The organism is Calothrix sp. PCC 7507, assembly GCF_000316575.1.
Taxonomy (GTDB): Bacteria; Cyanobacteriota; Cyanobacteriia; order Cyanobacteriales; family Nostocaceae; genus Fortiea.
Genome location: NC_019682.1, coordinates 3,615,025 through 3,629,342 on the forward strand (window position 1 = coordinate 3,615,025; position 14,318 = coordinate 3,629,342).

The window sequence follows — 14,318 nt, forward strand, 5'->3', positions numbered from 1 at the left end:
AACTGTTCACTGTATTCACCTACCGTAGTAAACTCTGGCGTTACCAAATCCCTGTTTTCGCAAATAGCTATTCCATTGTTCAGCATCTGAACGTTGAGTGAAAGGCCCAACTGCTACATGAGGTCCTCTAGGTTGTTGTCTTTCTAGGACGATGTCATATCGGTTTGTGTTCTGCCTAATTTGATTAGCGATCGCACTTAACTGTTCTGACTTGGCCGGAATCGTGACATAATAAGCCCTGGGGTTTTCTCGTGGCTGATTATTTGGTCTAGGATCGTAATAAGCTGTACTATTAGGGTACATTACTTGCTGCCCACTGCCTGCTCTAACTACCTGCGCTCCACGAATACCATTAAATTCTAATTCTCTCACCCGTCGTTCAGCATTAGACTGTTTGCTAAAAGATCCTGATTGAATAATAGAGCGTCCGTTGTATTGCCGAACATATGCTGTGGGCTCAATCTGTTTGACTCTTTGTAACTGCTGGTAATTATTATCAACGTATACCAAGTAAAGCTCAGAGTTTTGATTATATGAGTTTGACTGCACTGATTGATAGCCCGGAATATTTTGTGGAGATGAACTCCACTGTAATGGTTGCGTCTGTTGCACCTGTGGTATGACTATCGGCTGAGGACTCTGGGGAATTGGTGAGAGATTTGGTGGTGGTGGTACGGCTCCCCACACCCTCGCCTGAGCAAGGATTACCCCATTGTTGGGAATTTGCGCTTGCACTGGGGTAGATTGGGAAAGTAGCGTTAACCATCCTCCCAAGAATAGCAGCACCGTCTGATATGCGGTAAATTTCCCTGATATTTGTGTGAACATAGCCTTCATCAGATTTCTAGATAATTTCTTGGAGAAACTAACAAATTAGTCGTTATGGAAACTATATAGTGTTAGCTTAGAATTGTTCATCATGGCACGGGTTTGCATCCCTGTCGGGAGCAGCCGCGAGCCTCGCAAGATTTAGGGATATGAAAAAAGTCGTCGTTGGTCTTTCTGGTGGCGTTGATAGTTCTACAGCCGCTGCTATTTTACACCATCAGGGCTATGAAGTTGTTGGTTTGACCCTTTGGCTAATGAAAGGCAAAGGGCAATGTTGCTCTGAAGGAATGATCGACGCGGCTGATCTCTGCGAACAATTAGGTATCCCCCATCAGGTTGTGGATATTCGGGATGTCTTTCAAACAAATATTGTTGATTTTTTGGTGACTGGTTACAGTGCGGGAATTACGCCTTTGCCTTGCTCACAGTGCAATAAAACTGTGAAATTTGGGCCGATGGTGGAATATGCTCGTGAAGAATTGGGATGCGATCGCATTGCGACGGGTCATTATGCCCAAATTAGCTATGATGAAGCTACGGGACGTTACCAGTTATTAAGGGCAGTTGATCGCAACAAAGACCAATCTTACTTTCTTTATGATTTGTCTCAAGATTTACTTGCAGCCACCATATTTCCCCTAGGAAAAATCGAGAAATCTGACACCCGCCGCATCGCTGCTGAATATGGACTGACAACCGCCGATAAGCCAGAAAGTCAGGATTTATGTTTGGTGGAAAGTAACGGTTCGATGCGGGCATTTCTAGATAAGTATCTCGCCCCCAAACCAGGCGATATTGTAGATACAAACGGTAAAATTTTGGGTCAGCATGATGGTGTGCATCATTACACGATTGGACAGCGCAAAGGTTTGGGAATTGCGGCTGCGGAACCGTTATATGTGATTGAGTTAGATGCAGTTAATAATAAAGTGATTGTGGGCGATCGCACAAAAGTCACTCAGCCAGAATGTACTGTAAATCGCGTCAATTGGGTTTCTATTGCCCAACCAGCCACACCAATTCGCGCCGAAGTGCAAATTCGCTATCGTTCCCATCCTGAACTTGTAACGGTTATTCCTCTAGAAAATTCCCGTGTGCGTTTAGTGTTTGATGAACCCCAATTCAGCATTACCCCCGGACAAGCCGCAGTTTGGTACGAGGGGGATAAGGTTTTGGGTGGCGGGATCATTGAACAGTTAACAGTTAACAGTTAACTGACTAATCCCCTATTTAGGTACTTCGGTTTTCTCCGATACCTCTTCGGGTATTTCAATGAGAGTGCGTTTGGAAAATCCCCAAGCTAAGACTAAGCCGATTGCAGCAATCATTGCCCATTCTGGGGGGACAAAATTATCATTCACCACTTTTAACAACAGACGCAAACCCACCAACGCCACGGTGACATAGCCTGCATCTTCTAGGTTTTCAAATTCATCTAACCAGCGGATAAATAATCCCGCCATGTATCGCAGGGTGACAATTCCGATGGTTGTACCTGTGATGACTAGCCAAGTTTCTTGCGAAACAGCTATAGCTGTGGTGACGCTATCTAAAGAAAATGCTAAGTCCGTCAAAGCAATGACGGGTATGACTTGCAACAAAGAGGTAAAACGAGGGCCATGATGGTGATTGTCTTCGTCTTCATCAGCGGTGAAGTGTTGAAAGACTAGCCACAGTAAATAGGCAGCACCGAGTAACTCAAATTGCCAGAAATTTTGTACCCAGGTAGCCGTCAATAATAAAGTTATTCGTAGCACGTAGGCAACGACTAAACCCAAGTTTAGCGCCTGTTGCTCAAGTTTTTTGTCTTCCAATCCTTGGGCGATCGCCGCGAGGGCGATCGCATTGTCAGCAGATAGCACCGCCTCTAACAACACCAGGATAAGCAGGACTATAGGAGCTTCAACGCTGAAGTGGAAGTGAAGATAGTCAAAAATTTGGTCTAGCATTCCGGGTATCTCAAGCAGGGAAAATTAAAAATTAACAGAAAGAGCTAATTTCATTATGAAAATTGCAATAAATTGCTACTCTCATCCAGCTTAACGCGGTTGTAACGCATTATGAAGATTATCACATCTATGCAATGCAAGGGTTATCCGGGTGTGTTAAGTGTACGGCAATACAGCAAAAGTTTTAATATTTTCGCGTTTTAGTGTGATGGAGCGATCTTGCCGATTGCTTCTAAAATAAGAGCAATACGCCGACAAATTTAGAGTAGCAGCATATGAATAACCTTTTCAAACAACTGCTTCGCAATTTTGAATCAGCCCACAAAGAAGACACCGAGATACATAGGACTTACGCATTGACAGGAAATACTAAATATGAATGATAAGAACCACATATTTCGTAGTAGCACAGCAGTGCTGTGCCCTCAATAGCTGTTTGGTTCCCAGCCAGATAGCGATTCCCATTCAGATACGGTACTGCGTTAGCTCGCCTGGTGTCAGGAGGGCACTGCCGTGCCCCTACGGGTGTCTCACGTCAACGAGAATCCCTATAAAAGCCGGAAACGACCTATTGTCGTAAATGCTCATCATGATTAATTTGTACAGTGCGTAAGTCCTAAATACTAGCCCTTTCAAGGTGGTGAAATTCGGAACGAAAATTGGTTATTTCAACCTTTAAAAATCCCAAAATCTGAGCGGATAACTTAGGATGATCACACTAAAGCAACGTATCTTCGTTTGTCACCTTGAAAGGGCTAGTCCTAAATACGTTTGTTTTTAAGAAAAAATCTGTATATTAGCGTACTAGACACCACTATGATTCGACAAAGCACGCCCGATGATGCGACTGCGTTGATCGCTGTGGCTGAGGCATCTGGCTTATTCGAGCCAGAACAAACCGCAGAACTCGCACACATGCTAGATCAACACTTCAATGGCGTTACTGACAGCCACGACTACTGGTTTACCTACGACGACAACAAACCTGTGGGCGTTGCGTATGCTGCACCGGAGCGCATGACTGAAGGGACATGGAACCTGTATCTGATCGCCATTCATCCTGAGCATCAAAGGCAAGGACGCGGCAAAGCCTTACTCACCCATGTCGAGAAAATATTGACGGAACGTGGCGAACGTGTGTTACTCGTGGAAACGTCTGGGACGAAGAGCTTTGAGTACGTTCGGGCGTTCTACCGCAAGAGCGGTTATGACGAGGAAGCGCGGATTCGAGACTTCTACACAGATGGGGTTGACAAAATCATTTTCCGAAAGGCACTGTGTAATCCTGTAACATAACCATCCCAGACACCAGAGCGTTGGTGTCGAGCGTTTTGCAAATGGAAAATCTACTCCTAGTCCTAGTGCGAGTCGTTAGCCCTGAAGTTATTGGTGGGAGAGGTGGTTTTAATTTGTCTGTCATGCCTTAACCAGATACTATAAAAAACCGATTCTATGACCAATACCTGCGCCATTTTTTTGTAGGTTGGGTTGAGGCACGAAACCCAACCTACGAATCTAGACACTATAAAAAACCGATTCTATGACAGGATATTTTAAGTAAATATTCTGAAAATGCAGCTATTTAACTAGCAAAAATCCCTGTTAACAACCACTCACTACCTCATATAAAGTTTGGGAGGGCTTGATTGTGGCTAAATCCGGATAGTGTGGGCAAGTATACTATAAATATCATCATTCCTTAACAAAAATCAAAATTATTCAGAGTTAATTCCATTACAGAATAGTTCTCATTCACAACTTTGTTACAAACATGTCTCAACCAACCATAGAATCAATCCTACAAGAGAATCGCTTATTTCATCCCCCTGAGAAATTCTCCCAAAACGCTTATATCAGGAACCTGGCAGATTATCAGGAACTTTACGACAAGGCTAAAGCCGATCCCCAGCAATTTTGGGGGGAATTGGCAGAAATTGAGTTGCACTGGTTCAAAAAATGGGAAAAGGTACTAGACTGGCAACCGCCTTTTGCTAAATGGTTTGTTGGGGGCAAGATTAATATTTCTTACAACTGTCTTGACAGACACCTGACTACTTGGCGCAAAAATAAAGCGGCGCTGATTTGGGAAGGGGAACCAGGCGATTCGCGGACTCTCACCTATGCTCAATTGCATCGCGAAGTTTGCCAGTTTGCGAATGCGCTGAAACAATTAGGTGTGCAAAAAGGCGATCGCGTTGGGATCTATATGCCAATGATCCCCGAAGCAGCGATCGCTATGTTAGCCTGTGCCCGCATCGGCGCGCCCCATAGTGTCGTATTTGGCGGGTTCAGTGCGGAAGCTTTGCGCGACAGGCTCATCGATGCAGAAGCCAAGTTAGTGATCACGGCTGATGGTGGTTGGCGCAAAGATGCGATCGTCCCACTCAAAGAGCAAGTAGACAAAGCCTTAGCTAATGACGCTGTCCCCAACGTCAAAAATGTCCTAGTGGTGAAGCGCACAGGTCAACAAACACACATGGAACCTGGTAAAGACTACTGGTGGCATGATTTGCAAAAAACCGTGTCAGCCCATTGTCCAGCCGAACCAATGGACAGCGAAGATGTGCTGTTTATCCTCTACACTTCTGGTAGCACTGGCAAACCAAAGGGTGTTGTCCATACAACGGCTGGTTATAACTTATACACACACCAAACTACCAAATGGATTTTCGACCTGCAAGACACTGATATCTACTGGTGTACTGCCGATGTCGGCTGGATTACAGGCCATAGCTACATCGTCTACGGGCCGCTTTCCAATGGTGCAACAACGCTGATGTATGAAGGTGCGCCCCGTGCTTCTAATCCTGGCTGTTTCTGGGATGTGATTGAAAAATACGGCGTCACGATTTTTTATACCGCACCTACGGCTATTCGGGCATTTATTAAAATGGGCGAACAGCATCCCAATGCACGTAATCTGTCTTCCTTGCGTCTATTAGGAACCGTTGGTGAACCCATTAACCCCGAAGCTTGGATGTGGTATCACAGGGTAATTGGTGGCGAACGCTGCCCAATTGTCGATACTTGGTGGCAAACAGAAACAGGCGGCATTATGATTACACCATTACCAGGAGCGATCGCCACCAAACCTGGTTCAGCAACTCGTCCCTTTCCGGGAATTATTGCAGATATCGTTGATTTAGAAGGCAATTCTGTACCCGATAACGAAGGTGGTTATCTGGCGGTGCGTCATCCTTGGCCAGGGATGATGCGGACAGTCTACGGCGATCCTGAACGCTTCCGCCGCACCTACTGGGAACATATCCCTCCCAAAAATGGCAAATATACTTACTTTGCTGGTGATGGGGCGAGAAAGGATGAAGACGGTTACTTTTGGGTAATGGGACGTGTTGATGATGTGTTAAATGTGTCAGGACACCGCCTGGGCACTATGGAAGTAGAATCAGCTTTGGTATCCCATCCAGCGGTTGCAGAAGCGGCGGTAGTCGGTAAACCTGATGAACTCAAAGGTGAAGAAGTAGTCGCTTTTGTAACTTTAGAAGGAACTTATCAAGGTAGCGAGGAACTGAGTAAAGAACTCAAGCAACACGTAGTTAAAGAAATTGGTGCGATCGCCCGTCCCGGCGAAATCCGCTTTACAGACGCTTTGCCAAAAACGCGATCGGGTAAAATTATGCGGCGATTACTGCGAAATTTAGCAGCAGGACAAGAGGTATCTGGTGATACTTCGACTCTAGAAGATCGCAGTGTATTAGATAAATTGCGTGAAGGTACGTAAAACAGTTAACAGTGAACTAGCTGATCATTGATGACTGATTACGGAATTAGCGAGAATTGCTATGTAGCCAATTAACAATGTGGCGCGTCATGTCAATACATAACGCGCCCACAATTTATTATGGGATCAGGACATTATGGAGGCATTGAGAGCAATGAAGTTGAAGAGACAGCTAAAATTAGTATTTGTTCAACCTCTTGGCTGCATAACATTGAGTATCATCACCACAATTTTGATCTCCCCCTCAGTGTTAGCAATTCCTATCAAAACTGCTGGTAATTTAACTAAATATTCCCCTGTTCAAGTCAATCAAGCAAGACAACAGCCGCAAAAAATAGCCCAGTTGTCAGACAATGAACAAACAGAGCGATCGCAACTCCTACAACAAGCAAATTTTTTATATAATCAGGGAGACTTGAAAGCAGCAGAGGAAAATTTTCGCAAATTTCTGAAAAAATTCCCAGAAGATGCTTTTGGACACTTTCAATTAGGAAACGTACTTTTTTATCAAAAAAAACCTGAAGAAGCAATTAGTGCTTATCGAGAAGCCATTCGCTTTAAATCACAATATGCTTTGGCTTACAATGCTATTGGTATGGCTTACGCTAGCCAAAGTCGCTGGGAAGAAGCTTTGACCGAATATCAAAAAGCTCTAGAAATTAACCCTAATTATGGCGATGCATTAACTAATTCAGCGTTAGTATTGTGGCAAACCAATAAAAAAGATAAGGCTGTATCTTCTTTAGAAAAAGCTTTAGCTATCTTCAAATCACAAAATAGAAATGAAAAAGCTAATCAAGTTCAACAAATTTTACAGCAGATAAAAACTGCCGATGCTCCTAATCTTTCATAAGAATCAAGATAATTTTGTCTTTTGCAGAGTTGAGCGATCGCCTTTTACCTTAAACTTTAACAAGAAAATGCCATTGTGTAATAGCATACTACTGTGATTGCAAAATCTAGATGCAGGGCAATAGCTATGCGGAGATAATTAGGCTTTAGAAGGGATCTGTATATTAGATCATCAGTTGTGGTAAAACGCATGACGCTAATCTACTGTAATTCTGAATCAGGGTAGGCAAAACAGTCTACCCTTTGCTATTCAAGCTGAATTAAAATAGGTATGTAGATGAGGGATGCACTAGGACAAAGAGGCGAAGCGATCTTTACAGTATTAATGACTGAGTTCCACTCTCAGGCTGGTCCTATTTTCAAGCCACAGTTTTTAGGAGATAAATGGCAGTATGTTGATTTTATCGTGGAATTAGTCGGTAACGGTCAGTCTGTTCCTTTCTTCTTTGTACAAGTCAAAACAACAAGAGAAGGTTATACCAAACAACTCAAGCGCCTCAAGGTTAAAGTACGAAAAGAGCATGTTATGGGTTTAGCATCTTATCCAGCACCAACTTATATAGTAGGTATTGATGAAACCCAAAAAAGAGGTTATGTCGTTTCTGCCAATGGTGAAAATTTAAGCTCTCTCTCAAGTTTATCTACTAATTTTCTGATTAATCATCAAAATAGAGAAATTCTTTGGCACGAGGTAAATAATTTTTGGAATCAATACAAACACAAAAACTTATTATCGCAATTTTGTGATCAGGAATGGAGATAAAAATATGCAAATAGAACAACCTTGGTATATTAGTTTACGGGCGGAAGCCTTAGCAACAGTATTTTTAACTGAGCGTGATGATTTGATTGTTTTGCCACAGCAAAAAGATAAAGGCTTAGATTTATTAGTCACAATAACCAAAAATGGTAATCCTAGTGGTAGGCTCTTTGGTGTAGAAGTGAAAGCAACAGCTTCTAGCTCTGAATTAACTCAGGATAATGAGAATTATAATCTCAGAAAAAACGGATTTAATAGCACAAATTTTTTCAGAGATTTACCCTTTCCAGTATGTTTATTTTTCTTCACTTTAGATAATGATCAAGGTTACTACAAATGGATTTTAGAGCCTATTGTCAAAAGTCAAAACAATATTGGCTTACACTTGAACGAAAGTGATGAATTAAAAAAAATCACTGACAAAGAAATCGCTAATATAATTTCATTAGTAAATAGCTGGTATGATAATAAGAGTAATCTAAGACAGGCATAGGATTAGCTTGTTTAAGCTATTAGAATCATAAACAAGAGATTTGAAAAGTTAAGAGTCGTTTTTATTCGGACATACTTTTACTTTCAAGTAATTAGCCTCATAATTGCAATTTTAAGATAAAATTCATGCATAATTTGGATTAAAGCCTATGACTTCCCTATCGGCATTAACTTTACCAGACCACACCCAGCTACCAGACTCAGATGGGACATTTGGGAAAAATTGGCAAGAACACCCTCAAAGTATTTTACTCACTGACTCCATTAAACCAGTTTTAGAACAACGCCATCCCGATGGTCAATATTGTATTGGACAAGATTCTGGTATCTATTGGCGCTTGACAGATCCTCCAGAGAAAGGTGCCCAAGCACCAGATTGGTTTTATGTACCCCATGTACCGCCTACTCTCGATGGCAAAACACGCCGTTCTTATGTGCTGTGGAAGGAGTATGTCGCGCCGTTGATTGTGCTGGAATTTGTTTCTGGAGACGGTACAGAGGAACGGGATACAACACCGCCATCTCGCGGGGAAGGCGGGAAGATGGGTAAGTTTTGGGTGTATGAGCAAGCAATTCGTGTCCCTTATTATGGAATTTATGAAGTGGTAAAAGCTCAAGTTGAAGTTTACCACCTGGTAGATTTTAATTATCAACTGATGGCACCCAACGATCGCGGACATTACCCCATTCCAGCTTTAGGTGTAGAGTTGGGAATCTGGCAAGGGTTATATCAAAATGCAGAATTACCTTGGCTGCGTTGGTGGGATGCACAAGGAAATTTATTGTTGACGGGTGAAGAACGGGCTGAGGTTGAGCGACAACGGGCTGAGGTTGAGCGCCAAAAGCGTGGGAGAATTGTAGAGAAACTGCGATCGCTTTCTGCTGAAGAACTCAATAATCTAGGAATTGATCCAGAAATGTTGGATTAAGCAACATCATCACATAACATTTTACAAACGTGGGGATAAATTAAGACAGATTAGCGATCGCCCGATTCAAAATTTGAGAAAATATTTCACGTTCAGCAATAGAAACACCTTGCATTGCTTCCTCACGCAACTCTACAGCTATTGGCGGCAATATTGTTTCTAGTTCTTTACCTGCATCCGTCAGCCAAATCCGCCAGATGCGGCGATCTTGTACATCCCGTTTTCGACGCACCAAGCCGCGTTCTTCCATCCGATCTAGAACACCTGTTAAAGTGCCTCCTACTTGTTTGAGTTTATCACCAATACTGGAAGTAGGTAAACCATCTTCTTGCCACAAACAACACAATACCAACCAGTGAAATGGCGTTAATCCAAATGGTTCTAGCATCTCAGTAAACTTGCGTCCGAACAGTTGTGAGAGCAATTTGATTCTATAGCCGAGATTGTATGGTGCCAGGACTTGCTGCCACGATTCCAAAACTGGGGAATGATCGGATTGAGCAACCATAAGGGAAATTATTTAGTGTGCGTAGCATTATAACTAAATTAATATGCCTTGACAAGAGACGCGTTGTGTAGGTTTTAGGGTAAAACTTGAATCAACTGGTAGTCTTGTACTGTACCAATAATGCGGTAAGGCGTGGGTCGTTTTGTAGTTTTTGGTGCAGATATCCAAGCATAACTGAAAAGTGGCAATTGGGAAATAGTTTTGACTTGTTTACCGTGAATAGGAGTGTAGAAATTGAGTAGTATCGAGTTTTTGTCATCTGCTTGTGCAAAATAGACGGGATGAGATTGGAGAATAGAGGCGATCGCTTTTTGTTGAAAAAACACTCTAAACTCAGGATTATAGTCACCTAAAAAGCCTAAACTACCAGCCAAAGCCAAAGTCAACCAACAGGGAATTAACCAACTTGCCACCCAGTAACGAGATGAAAGAAACTTTTGACCAAAGTGATAACGTCCCATCCATACTAAAGGTAAAGTCAACCAACCTAATCCCAAAGCAAAAGCCAGAGTTGCATATTTACTAATGTAGGCATCAAGAGAAGTCAACGCAATTATACTCGCTAGCAAAAGCACAACACTAAATAAACCAAAACCATAACTAAGGTTGCGAGGAAGATTTGCCTTCGCTGATATAACAAAAGAGGATAATACTTTTCTTTGCTCTTTTCGCTGTATAAATCCCATATCATAAATTTTGCCCAACCACTCTAAACCTACAGATGCCAGCAATGCAATGAAAGGATAAAGACAAAGAGCATAGTGAGGCAGACGAGTAGAAAAAAGACTCAGTTCAGCAAATAGCACTAAGGGAAAACCAACTAATATCAACTGATAACGAGGAAGCGGACGATAGATGGTTACACCTAAACCCAAAAGACTGAAAAAGAACCAAGGAAATGATTTTAAAGGCAAATTCCAGAGATAAAATAATATGCCATTGTGGTTACGCTCTTCGGAATTTAGATCCCAAACAAACTGAAACAATTCCCCAAATGTCAGATTACCATAGCGCCACCAACTAAACCATAACCAAATCAAGGTAGGAATTAAACCAATTGCAAACCCTAAATACAACATAGGTTTAGCAAGATGACGGTGACGGCGATGTTCTCCAATTAAATAAGGTAATAAAGCTATCATTGGTAAAAAAATCATAAAGCTTCTGACTAAGAAACCCAAACCAAAACTTAACCCACCAATAAAAATCCAAATAGAGCTATATTTAGGATATATTTCAGCTTTTAACAACGACAAAATAGCCAAAAGTACCAACATAATCATTGGTACATCAGGAGATACCATGCGACAAGATTGTAGCCACAGAAATTCCACACTCAAAATAGCAGCAGCTAACCAAGCTAATTTTTTTCCTAAAAATATATTGCCAATTTCATAAAAAATTAAGAGGCTAAAAATGCCAGCAATCATACTAGGGAGCCTAGCACTAGCTTCACTAGTACCAAATAACTTGTAGGTAATTGCAATTAACCAATATATTCCAGGGGTTTTATGATGAGCATGACCCCAAGGCGCTACCCAATCACCTAAGTCTAACATTTGACGCGATCGCCAAGCGTACAGTCCTTCATCATGCGCTATCAGGCTACTCTCCCCAGAACTGCATAACAGCAGAGGAAGCATCCAAATTAAGAGACTGCAATAGGGAAATTGCACCAAACGGTGGGTTTGTTGCCAAACGGCTCGAAATAATTGTTGTTTATATAACATTAATTGAATGTTGCCAGGTTAACTCACGTATTGGTCATTCTGTTTTGAAAATGTGTACGGTAGTATACAAAATGCTCGATCAAAAGCCTAGTGTAAATTGGCATAATTTTGCTAAAGAACTGAAAAAAACAGACATTTTATGATATTCAGACCAAATCAACGCCTCAAACTAGATGAAACAGACGACAAGCTGTTTTATGCTTACCCTCGCTTCGTCACCCATGTCGATGAGGGCTTTATTCAACAGCTAACAGATTTATATCGTGAGCGACTCCAACCCAATACACGCATATTGGATATGATGAGCAGCTGGGTGTCTCATCTGCCAGAAGAAATGCAGTTTGCCCACATTGAGGGGCACGGACTCAATGCAGAAGAGTTAGCGCGTAATCCCCGATTAAATCATTACTTTGTCCAAAATCTCAACGAAAATCCGCGGCTACCTTTGCCAGATCAAGAATTTGATGCAGTTATAAACTGCGTCTCAGTGCAATATGTGCAGTATCCAGAAGCAGTATTTTCAGAAATTCACCGCATCCTCAAACCTGGCGGCGTAGCTATTATCAGCTTTTCTAACCGCATGTTTTTTCAAAAAGCGATTCAAGCCTGGCGGGATGCGTCAGAAGCGAATAGGGTGGAATTAGTCAAACGCTACTTTGCCTCAGTACCAGGATTCACAGCCCCAGAGGTGATTGTCAATAAGTCAACAGCACCAAATTTCCTACAATGGTTAGGTGCTACGGGAGGAGATCCGTTCTATGCTGTTATGGCTTACCGTAGTGAAGTCAACTGAAGGCTGGGGACTGGGGATAAGGAGAATAACCTTGACTCTTGACTCCTGACTCCTGATTCCTGACTCTGACTCCTGACAATTTATACCTACTTACCCACCAATAATTATCAAAAAGTAAATTTTCCTGGTTAAAGTCGATACAAGCGTTGATAATTGCCTCAAAGCTAAAGCATATGGAGAAGCTGAACATGAATTTTTCCCGTGAGCGTAAGATGTTAGCTGCTGTATTACTGTCAGTGTTATTACTGACTACAGCATGTTCCACTAAAGCACCCAGTCGTTTTGACCAAGCGCAGCAAGAAAGTAGTCGGCAAAAAAGCGGTCAAGCAGTTGCTAAAGATGCAACACAGGGTGGCAAATTAAACAAATTCTTCCCATCTGCAGGAGATGGCTACCAGCGCGTTTATACTCAAGAGAAAAAGGGCTTTTCGGAAGCAAACTTGAAAAAAGGTGGTAAAACCGTAGCTCAACTTGCTGTTTCTGATACTACCAGCCTTCCTGATGCAGCCGCAAAATTCTCGAAAAGCACCAAGAAAATTGGTGGTTATCCCGCAGTCACAGTTGGTAAAACTCAAACTTCAGTTTTGGCGGGTAAGTTTCAAGTAAAAGTGATTTCCAAAGATCCTACATTTACAGAGAGCGATCGCGCAGCTTGGATTGAGAAATTTAACCTTGATGGTTTGGCTAAACAAAAATAAGCCGTTTGTAGGACATGAACATCAAAAACGCTAAATAAGGAGATTTTTGTGAGCAAATCAATTTTTCAGTTGGTTGATGAACTCCCAACCAGTGGCTTGACAATTTCAGTATTAAATGCACTCGATTTTGTCGCTCCTGGTCAGTGGCAAAATACTGTTGGCTTTGTCAACACAATTAAAGTTGTGACGGGCGAAGACGACGAAGATTTAATTCAGCAAATTGGCGAAAGAGCAATTTATCTATTCAACGACAAATCCCAAGGATATCAAACAGCATTATGGCTCTATCAAACCGTTGACGGTACTGATAAAGCCCTTGGTGCAGCAGCCTTAGCTAATAAAGTGGGAGAAAAGATTCCCCTATTGGGCTTCTTAAACGCAGTTACTCCCAAACCAGACAAAGCCCAAACCATCGACCTGACTTTAAAAGTAGTCGCTGAGTTAGTCGCTTTCTGCCAAATCAACGGTATTCCTGGTGACAGCATTGGCGATTTTGTCGCCTCTTTGGGTGAGTATAGCGGTGAGTCACTAATTCGGATGGTGGCGTTAATCTGCGTTGATGGTTTGATACCTTTAGGCCCTGACTTCATTAACAAAGCCTTATCAGGAATTAGTAATACAAATCCACAGGAGTTAAATCAAAACTCAACTTTCCAAAGCATCAAAGACACAATTCCCGGTGGAAATGATGCAGGTAAACTGAACTTTATCGGTGAAAGTTTTGACTCAGTTAAAGGTTGGATGAGTGGAATCGTCACTGCGAACAATTTAACGCCGCAAAAAGTTGTCAGTAATTTGCAAGGTTTTATCGAACTTGCTGATGATAAGTTGGATTACCTCGCAGCATTCCTCGATGTAGCCACGAATTACTATGAACATACAGGCACACAAACCTTAGCACGTCGCTTAATTGAACGAGCCGTAGCTGAGATTTAGAAAATAGGGAATAGGGAATAGGGAATAGGGAATAGGGATTGGGAGAATAATTTTAGATCCCTGATTCCTGACCCCTGACTCCTGATTCCTGACCCTTAACA

At 42.1% G+C, this 14,318-nt stretch carries 14 protein-coding genes; 10 read left to right on the forward strand and 4 right to left on the reverse strand.

Annotated features, from left to right (window positions below):
* Positions 1-15: 15 nt before the first annotated feature.
* Positions 16-828: an SPOR domain-containing protein gene (locus CAL7507_RS15295; RefSeq protein ID WP_015129374.1), complete on the reverse strand. Its 813-nt coding sequence runs from the start codon at positions 826-828 to the stop codon at positions 16-18.
* 149 nt (positions 829-977) lie between these two features.
* On the opposite strand from CAL7507_RS15295, the gene mnmA reads away from it, so the two are divergent.
* Positions 978-2,042, forward strand: a complete 1,065-nt coding sequence (gene mnmA, locus CAL7507_RS15300) for a tRNA 2-thiouridine(34) synthase MnmA (RefSeq protein ID WP_015129375.1) — start codon at positions 978-980, stop codon at positions 2,040-2,042.
* 12 nt (positions 2,043-2,054) lie between these two features.
* On the opposite strand, the gene CAL7507_RS15305 is transcribed toward mnmA, so the two are convergent.
* Positions 2,055-2,777, reverse strand: coding sequence for a TerC family protein (locus CAL7507_RS15305; protein WP_015129376.1), 723 nt, complete (start codon positions 2,775-2,777; stop codon positions 2,055-2,057).
* An 816-nt stretch (positions 2,778-3,593) separates the two neighbouring features.
* Here CAL7507_RS15305 and CAL7507_RS15310 point away from each other — a divergent pair.
* From CAL7507_RS15310 to CAL7507_RS15335, 6 genes are all read left to right on the forward strand, one after another.
* Positions 3,594-4,073, forward strand: a complete 480-nt coding sequence (locus CAL7507_RS15310; protein ID WP_015129377.1) for a GNAT family N-acetyltransferase — start codon at positions 3,594-3,596, stop codon at positions 4,071-4,073.
* A 475-nt stretch (positions 4,074-4,548) separates the two neighbouring features.
* The gene (acs, locus tag CAL7507_RS15315; RefSeq protein WP_015129378.1) at positions 4,549-6,519 is read left to right on the forward strand and encodes an acetate--CoA ligase; all 1,971 of its coding nucleotides are present in this window, start codon (positions 4,549-4,551) and stop codon (positions 6,517-6,519) included.
* 154 nt (positions 6,520-6,673) lie between these two features.
* Complete coding sequence (locus CAL7507_RS15320) at positions 6,674-7,372, forward strand: tetratricopeptide repeat protein (protein WP_042342189.1); 699 nt, start codon at positions 6,674-6,676, stop codon at positions 7,370-7,372.
* Between the two features lie 276 nt (positions 7,373-7,648).
* Positions 7,649-8,134: a DUF4365 domain-containing protein gene (locus CAL7507_RS15325; protein ID WP_015129380.1), complete on the forward strand. Its 486-nt coding sequence runs from the start codon at positions 7,649-7,651 to the stop codon at positions 8,132-8,134.
* A 4-nt stretch (positions 8,135-8,138) separates the two neighbouring features.
* Entirely contained in the window at positions 8,139-8,624 is a 486-nt protein-coding gene (locus CAL7507_RS15330) for a DUF4365 domain-containing protein (RefSeq protein ID WP_015129381.1), read from the forward strand.
* 148 nt (positions 8,625-8,772) lie between these two features.
* Positions 8,773-9,552 carry a Uma2 family endonuclease gene (locus tag CAL7507_RS15335; RefSeq protein ID WP_015129382.1) on the forward strand — a complete coding sequence of 260 codons (780 nt, stop codon included), beginning with the start codon at positions 8,773-8,775 and terminating at the stop codon, positions 9,550-9,552.
* Between the two features lie 40 nt (positions 9,553-9,592).
* Here the strand turns inward: CAL7507_RS15335 and CAL7507_RS15340 are convergent, their stop codons facing one another.
* Together CAL7507_RS15340 and CAL7507_RS15345 are read right to left on the reverse strand one after the other, a co-directional pair.
* Complete coding sequence (locus CAL7507_RS15340; RefSeq protein ID WP_015129383.1) at positions 9,593-10,060, reverse strand: MarR family winged helix-turn-helix transcriptional regulator; 468 nt, start codon at positions 10,058-10,060, stop codon at positions 9,593-9,595.
* Positions 10,061-10,134: 74 nt separating this feature from the next.
* The gene (locus tag CAL7507_RS15345) at positions 10,135-11,790 is read right to left on the reverse strand and encodes a glycosyltransferase family 39 protein (RefSeq protein WP_015129384.1); all 1,656 of its coding nucleotides are present in this window, start codon (positions 11,788-11,790) and stop codon (positions 10,135-10,137) included.
* Between the two features lie 139 nt (positions 11,791-11,929).
* Between CAL7507_RS15345 and CAL7507_RS15350 the strand changes: the two genes are divergently transcribed.
* The 3 genes from CAL7507_RS15350 (at position 11,930) to CAL7507_RS15360 (ending at position 14,217) form a co-directional block, all read left to right on the forward strand.
* Positions 11,930-12,583: a class I SAM-dependent methyltransferase gene (locus CAL7507_RS15350; protein ID WP_015129385.1), complete on the forward strand. Its 654-nt coding sequence runs from the start codon at positions 11,930-11,932 to the stop codon at positions 12,581-12,583.
* A 188-nt stretch (positions 12,584-12,771) separates the two neighbouring features.
* Complete coding sequence (locus tag CAL7507_RS15355; RefSeq protein ID WP_015129386.1) at positions 12,772-13,281, forward strand: hypothetical protein; 510 nt, start codon at positions 12,772-12,774, stop codon at positions 13,279-13,281.
* A 48-nt stretch (positions 13,282-13,329) separates the two neighbouring features.
* The gene (locus CAL7507_RS15360; RefSeq protein ID WP_015129387.1) at positions 13,330-14,217 is read left to right on the forward strand and encodes a hypothetical protein; all 888 of its coding nucleotides are present in this window, start codon (positions 13,330-13,332) and stop codon (positions 14,215-14,217) included.
* Positions 14,218-14,318: the final 101 nt, after the last annotated feature.

What these genes read in the sequence shown, in the direction of transcription:
- acs (WP_015129378.1), top strand. Translation starts at nt 4,549, where the DNA reads ATGTCTCAACCAACCATAGAATCAATCCTACAAGAGAATCGCTTATTT.
- CAL7507_RS15310 (WP_015129377.1), top strand. Translation starts at nt 3,594, where the DNA reads ATGATTCGACAAAGCACGCCCGATGATGCGACTGCGTTGATCGCTGTG.
- mnmA (WP_015129375.1), top strand. Translation starts at nt 978, where the DNA reads ATGAAAAAAGTCGTCGTTGGTCTTTCTGGTGGCGTTGATAGTTCTACA.
- CAL7507_RS15325 (WP_015129380.1), top strand. Translation starts at nt 7,649, where the DNA reads ATGAGGGATGCACTAGGACAAAGAGGCGAAGCGATCTTTACAGTATTA.
- CAL7507_RS15305 (WP_015129376.1), bottom strand. Translation starts at nt 2,777, where the DNA reads ATGCTAGACCAAATTTTTGACTATCTTCACTTCCACTTCAGCGTTGAA.
- CAL7507_RS15295 (WP_015129374.1), bottom strand. Translation starts at nt 828, where the DNA reads ATGTTCACACAAATATCAGGGAAATTTACCGCATATCAGACGGTGCTG.
- CAL7507_RS15345 (WP_015129384.1), bottom strand. Translation starts at nt 11,790, where the DNA reads ATGTTATATAAACAACAATTATTTCGAGCCGTTTGGCAACAAACCCAC.
- CAL7507_RS15350 (WP_015129385.1), top strand. Translation starts at nt 11,930, where the DNA reads ATGATATTCAGACCAAATCAACGCCTCAAACTAGATGAAACAGACGAC.
- CAL7507_RS15335 (WP_015129382.1), top strand. Translation starts at nt 8,773, where the DNA reads ATGACTTCCCTATCGGCATTAACTTTACCAGACCACACCCAGCTACCA.
- CAL7507_RS15320 (WP_042342189.1), top strand. Translation starts at nt 6,674, where the DNA reads ATGAAGTTGAAGAGACAGCTAAAATTAGTATTTGTTCAACCTCTTGGC.
- CAL7507_RS15330 (WP_015129381.1), top strand. Translation starts at nt 8,139, where the DNA reads ATGCAAATAGAACAACCTTGGTATATTAGTTTACGGGCGGAAGCCTTA.
- CAL7507_RS15340 (WP_015129383.1), bottom strand. Translation starts at nt 10,060, where the DNA reads ATGGTTGCTCAATCCGATCATTCCCCAGTTTTGGAATCGTGGCAGCAA.
- CAL7507_RS15355 (WP_015129386.1), top strand. Translation starts at nt 12,772, where the DNA reads ATGAATTTTTCCCGTGAGCGTAAGATGTTAGCTGCTGTATTACTGTCA.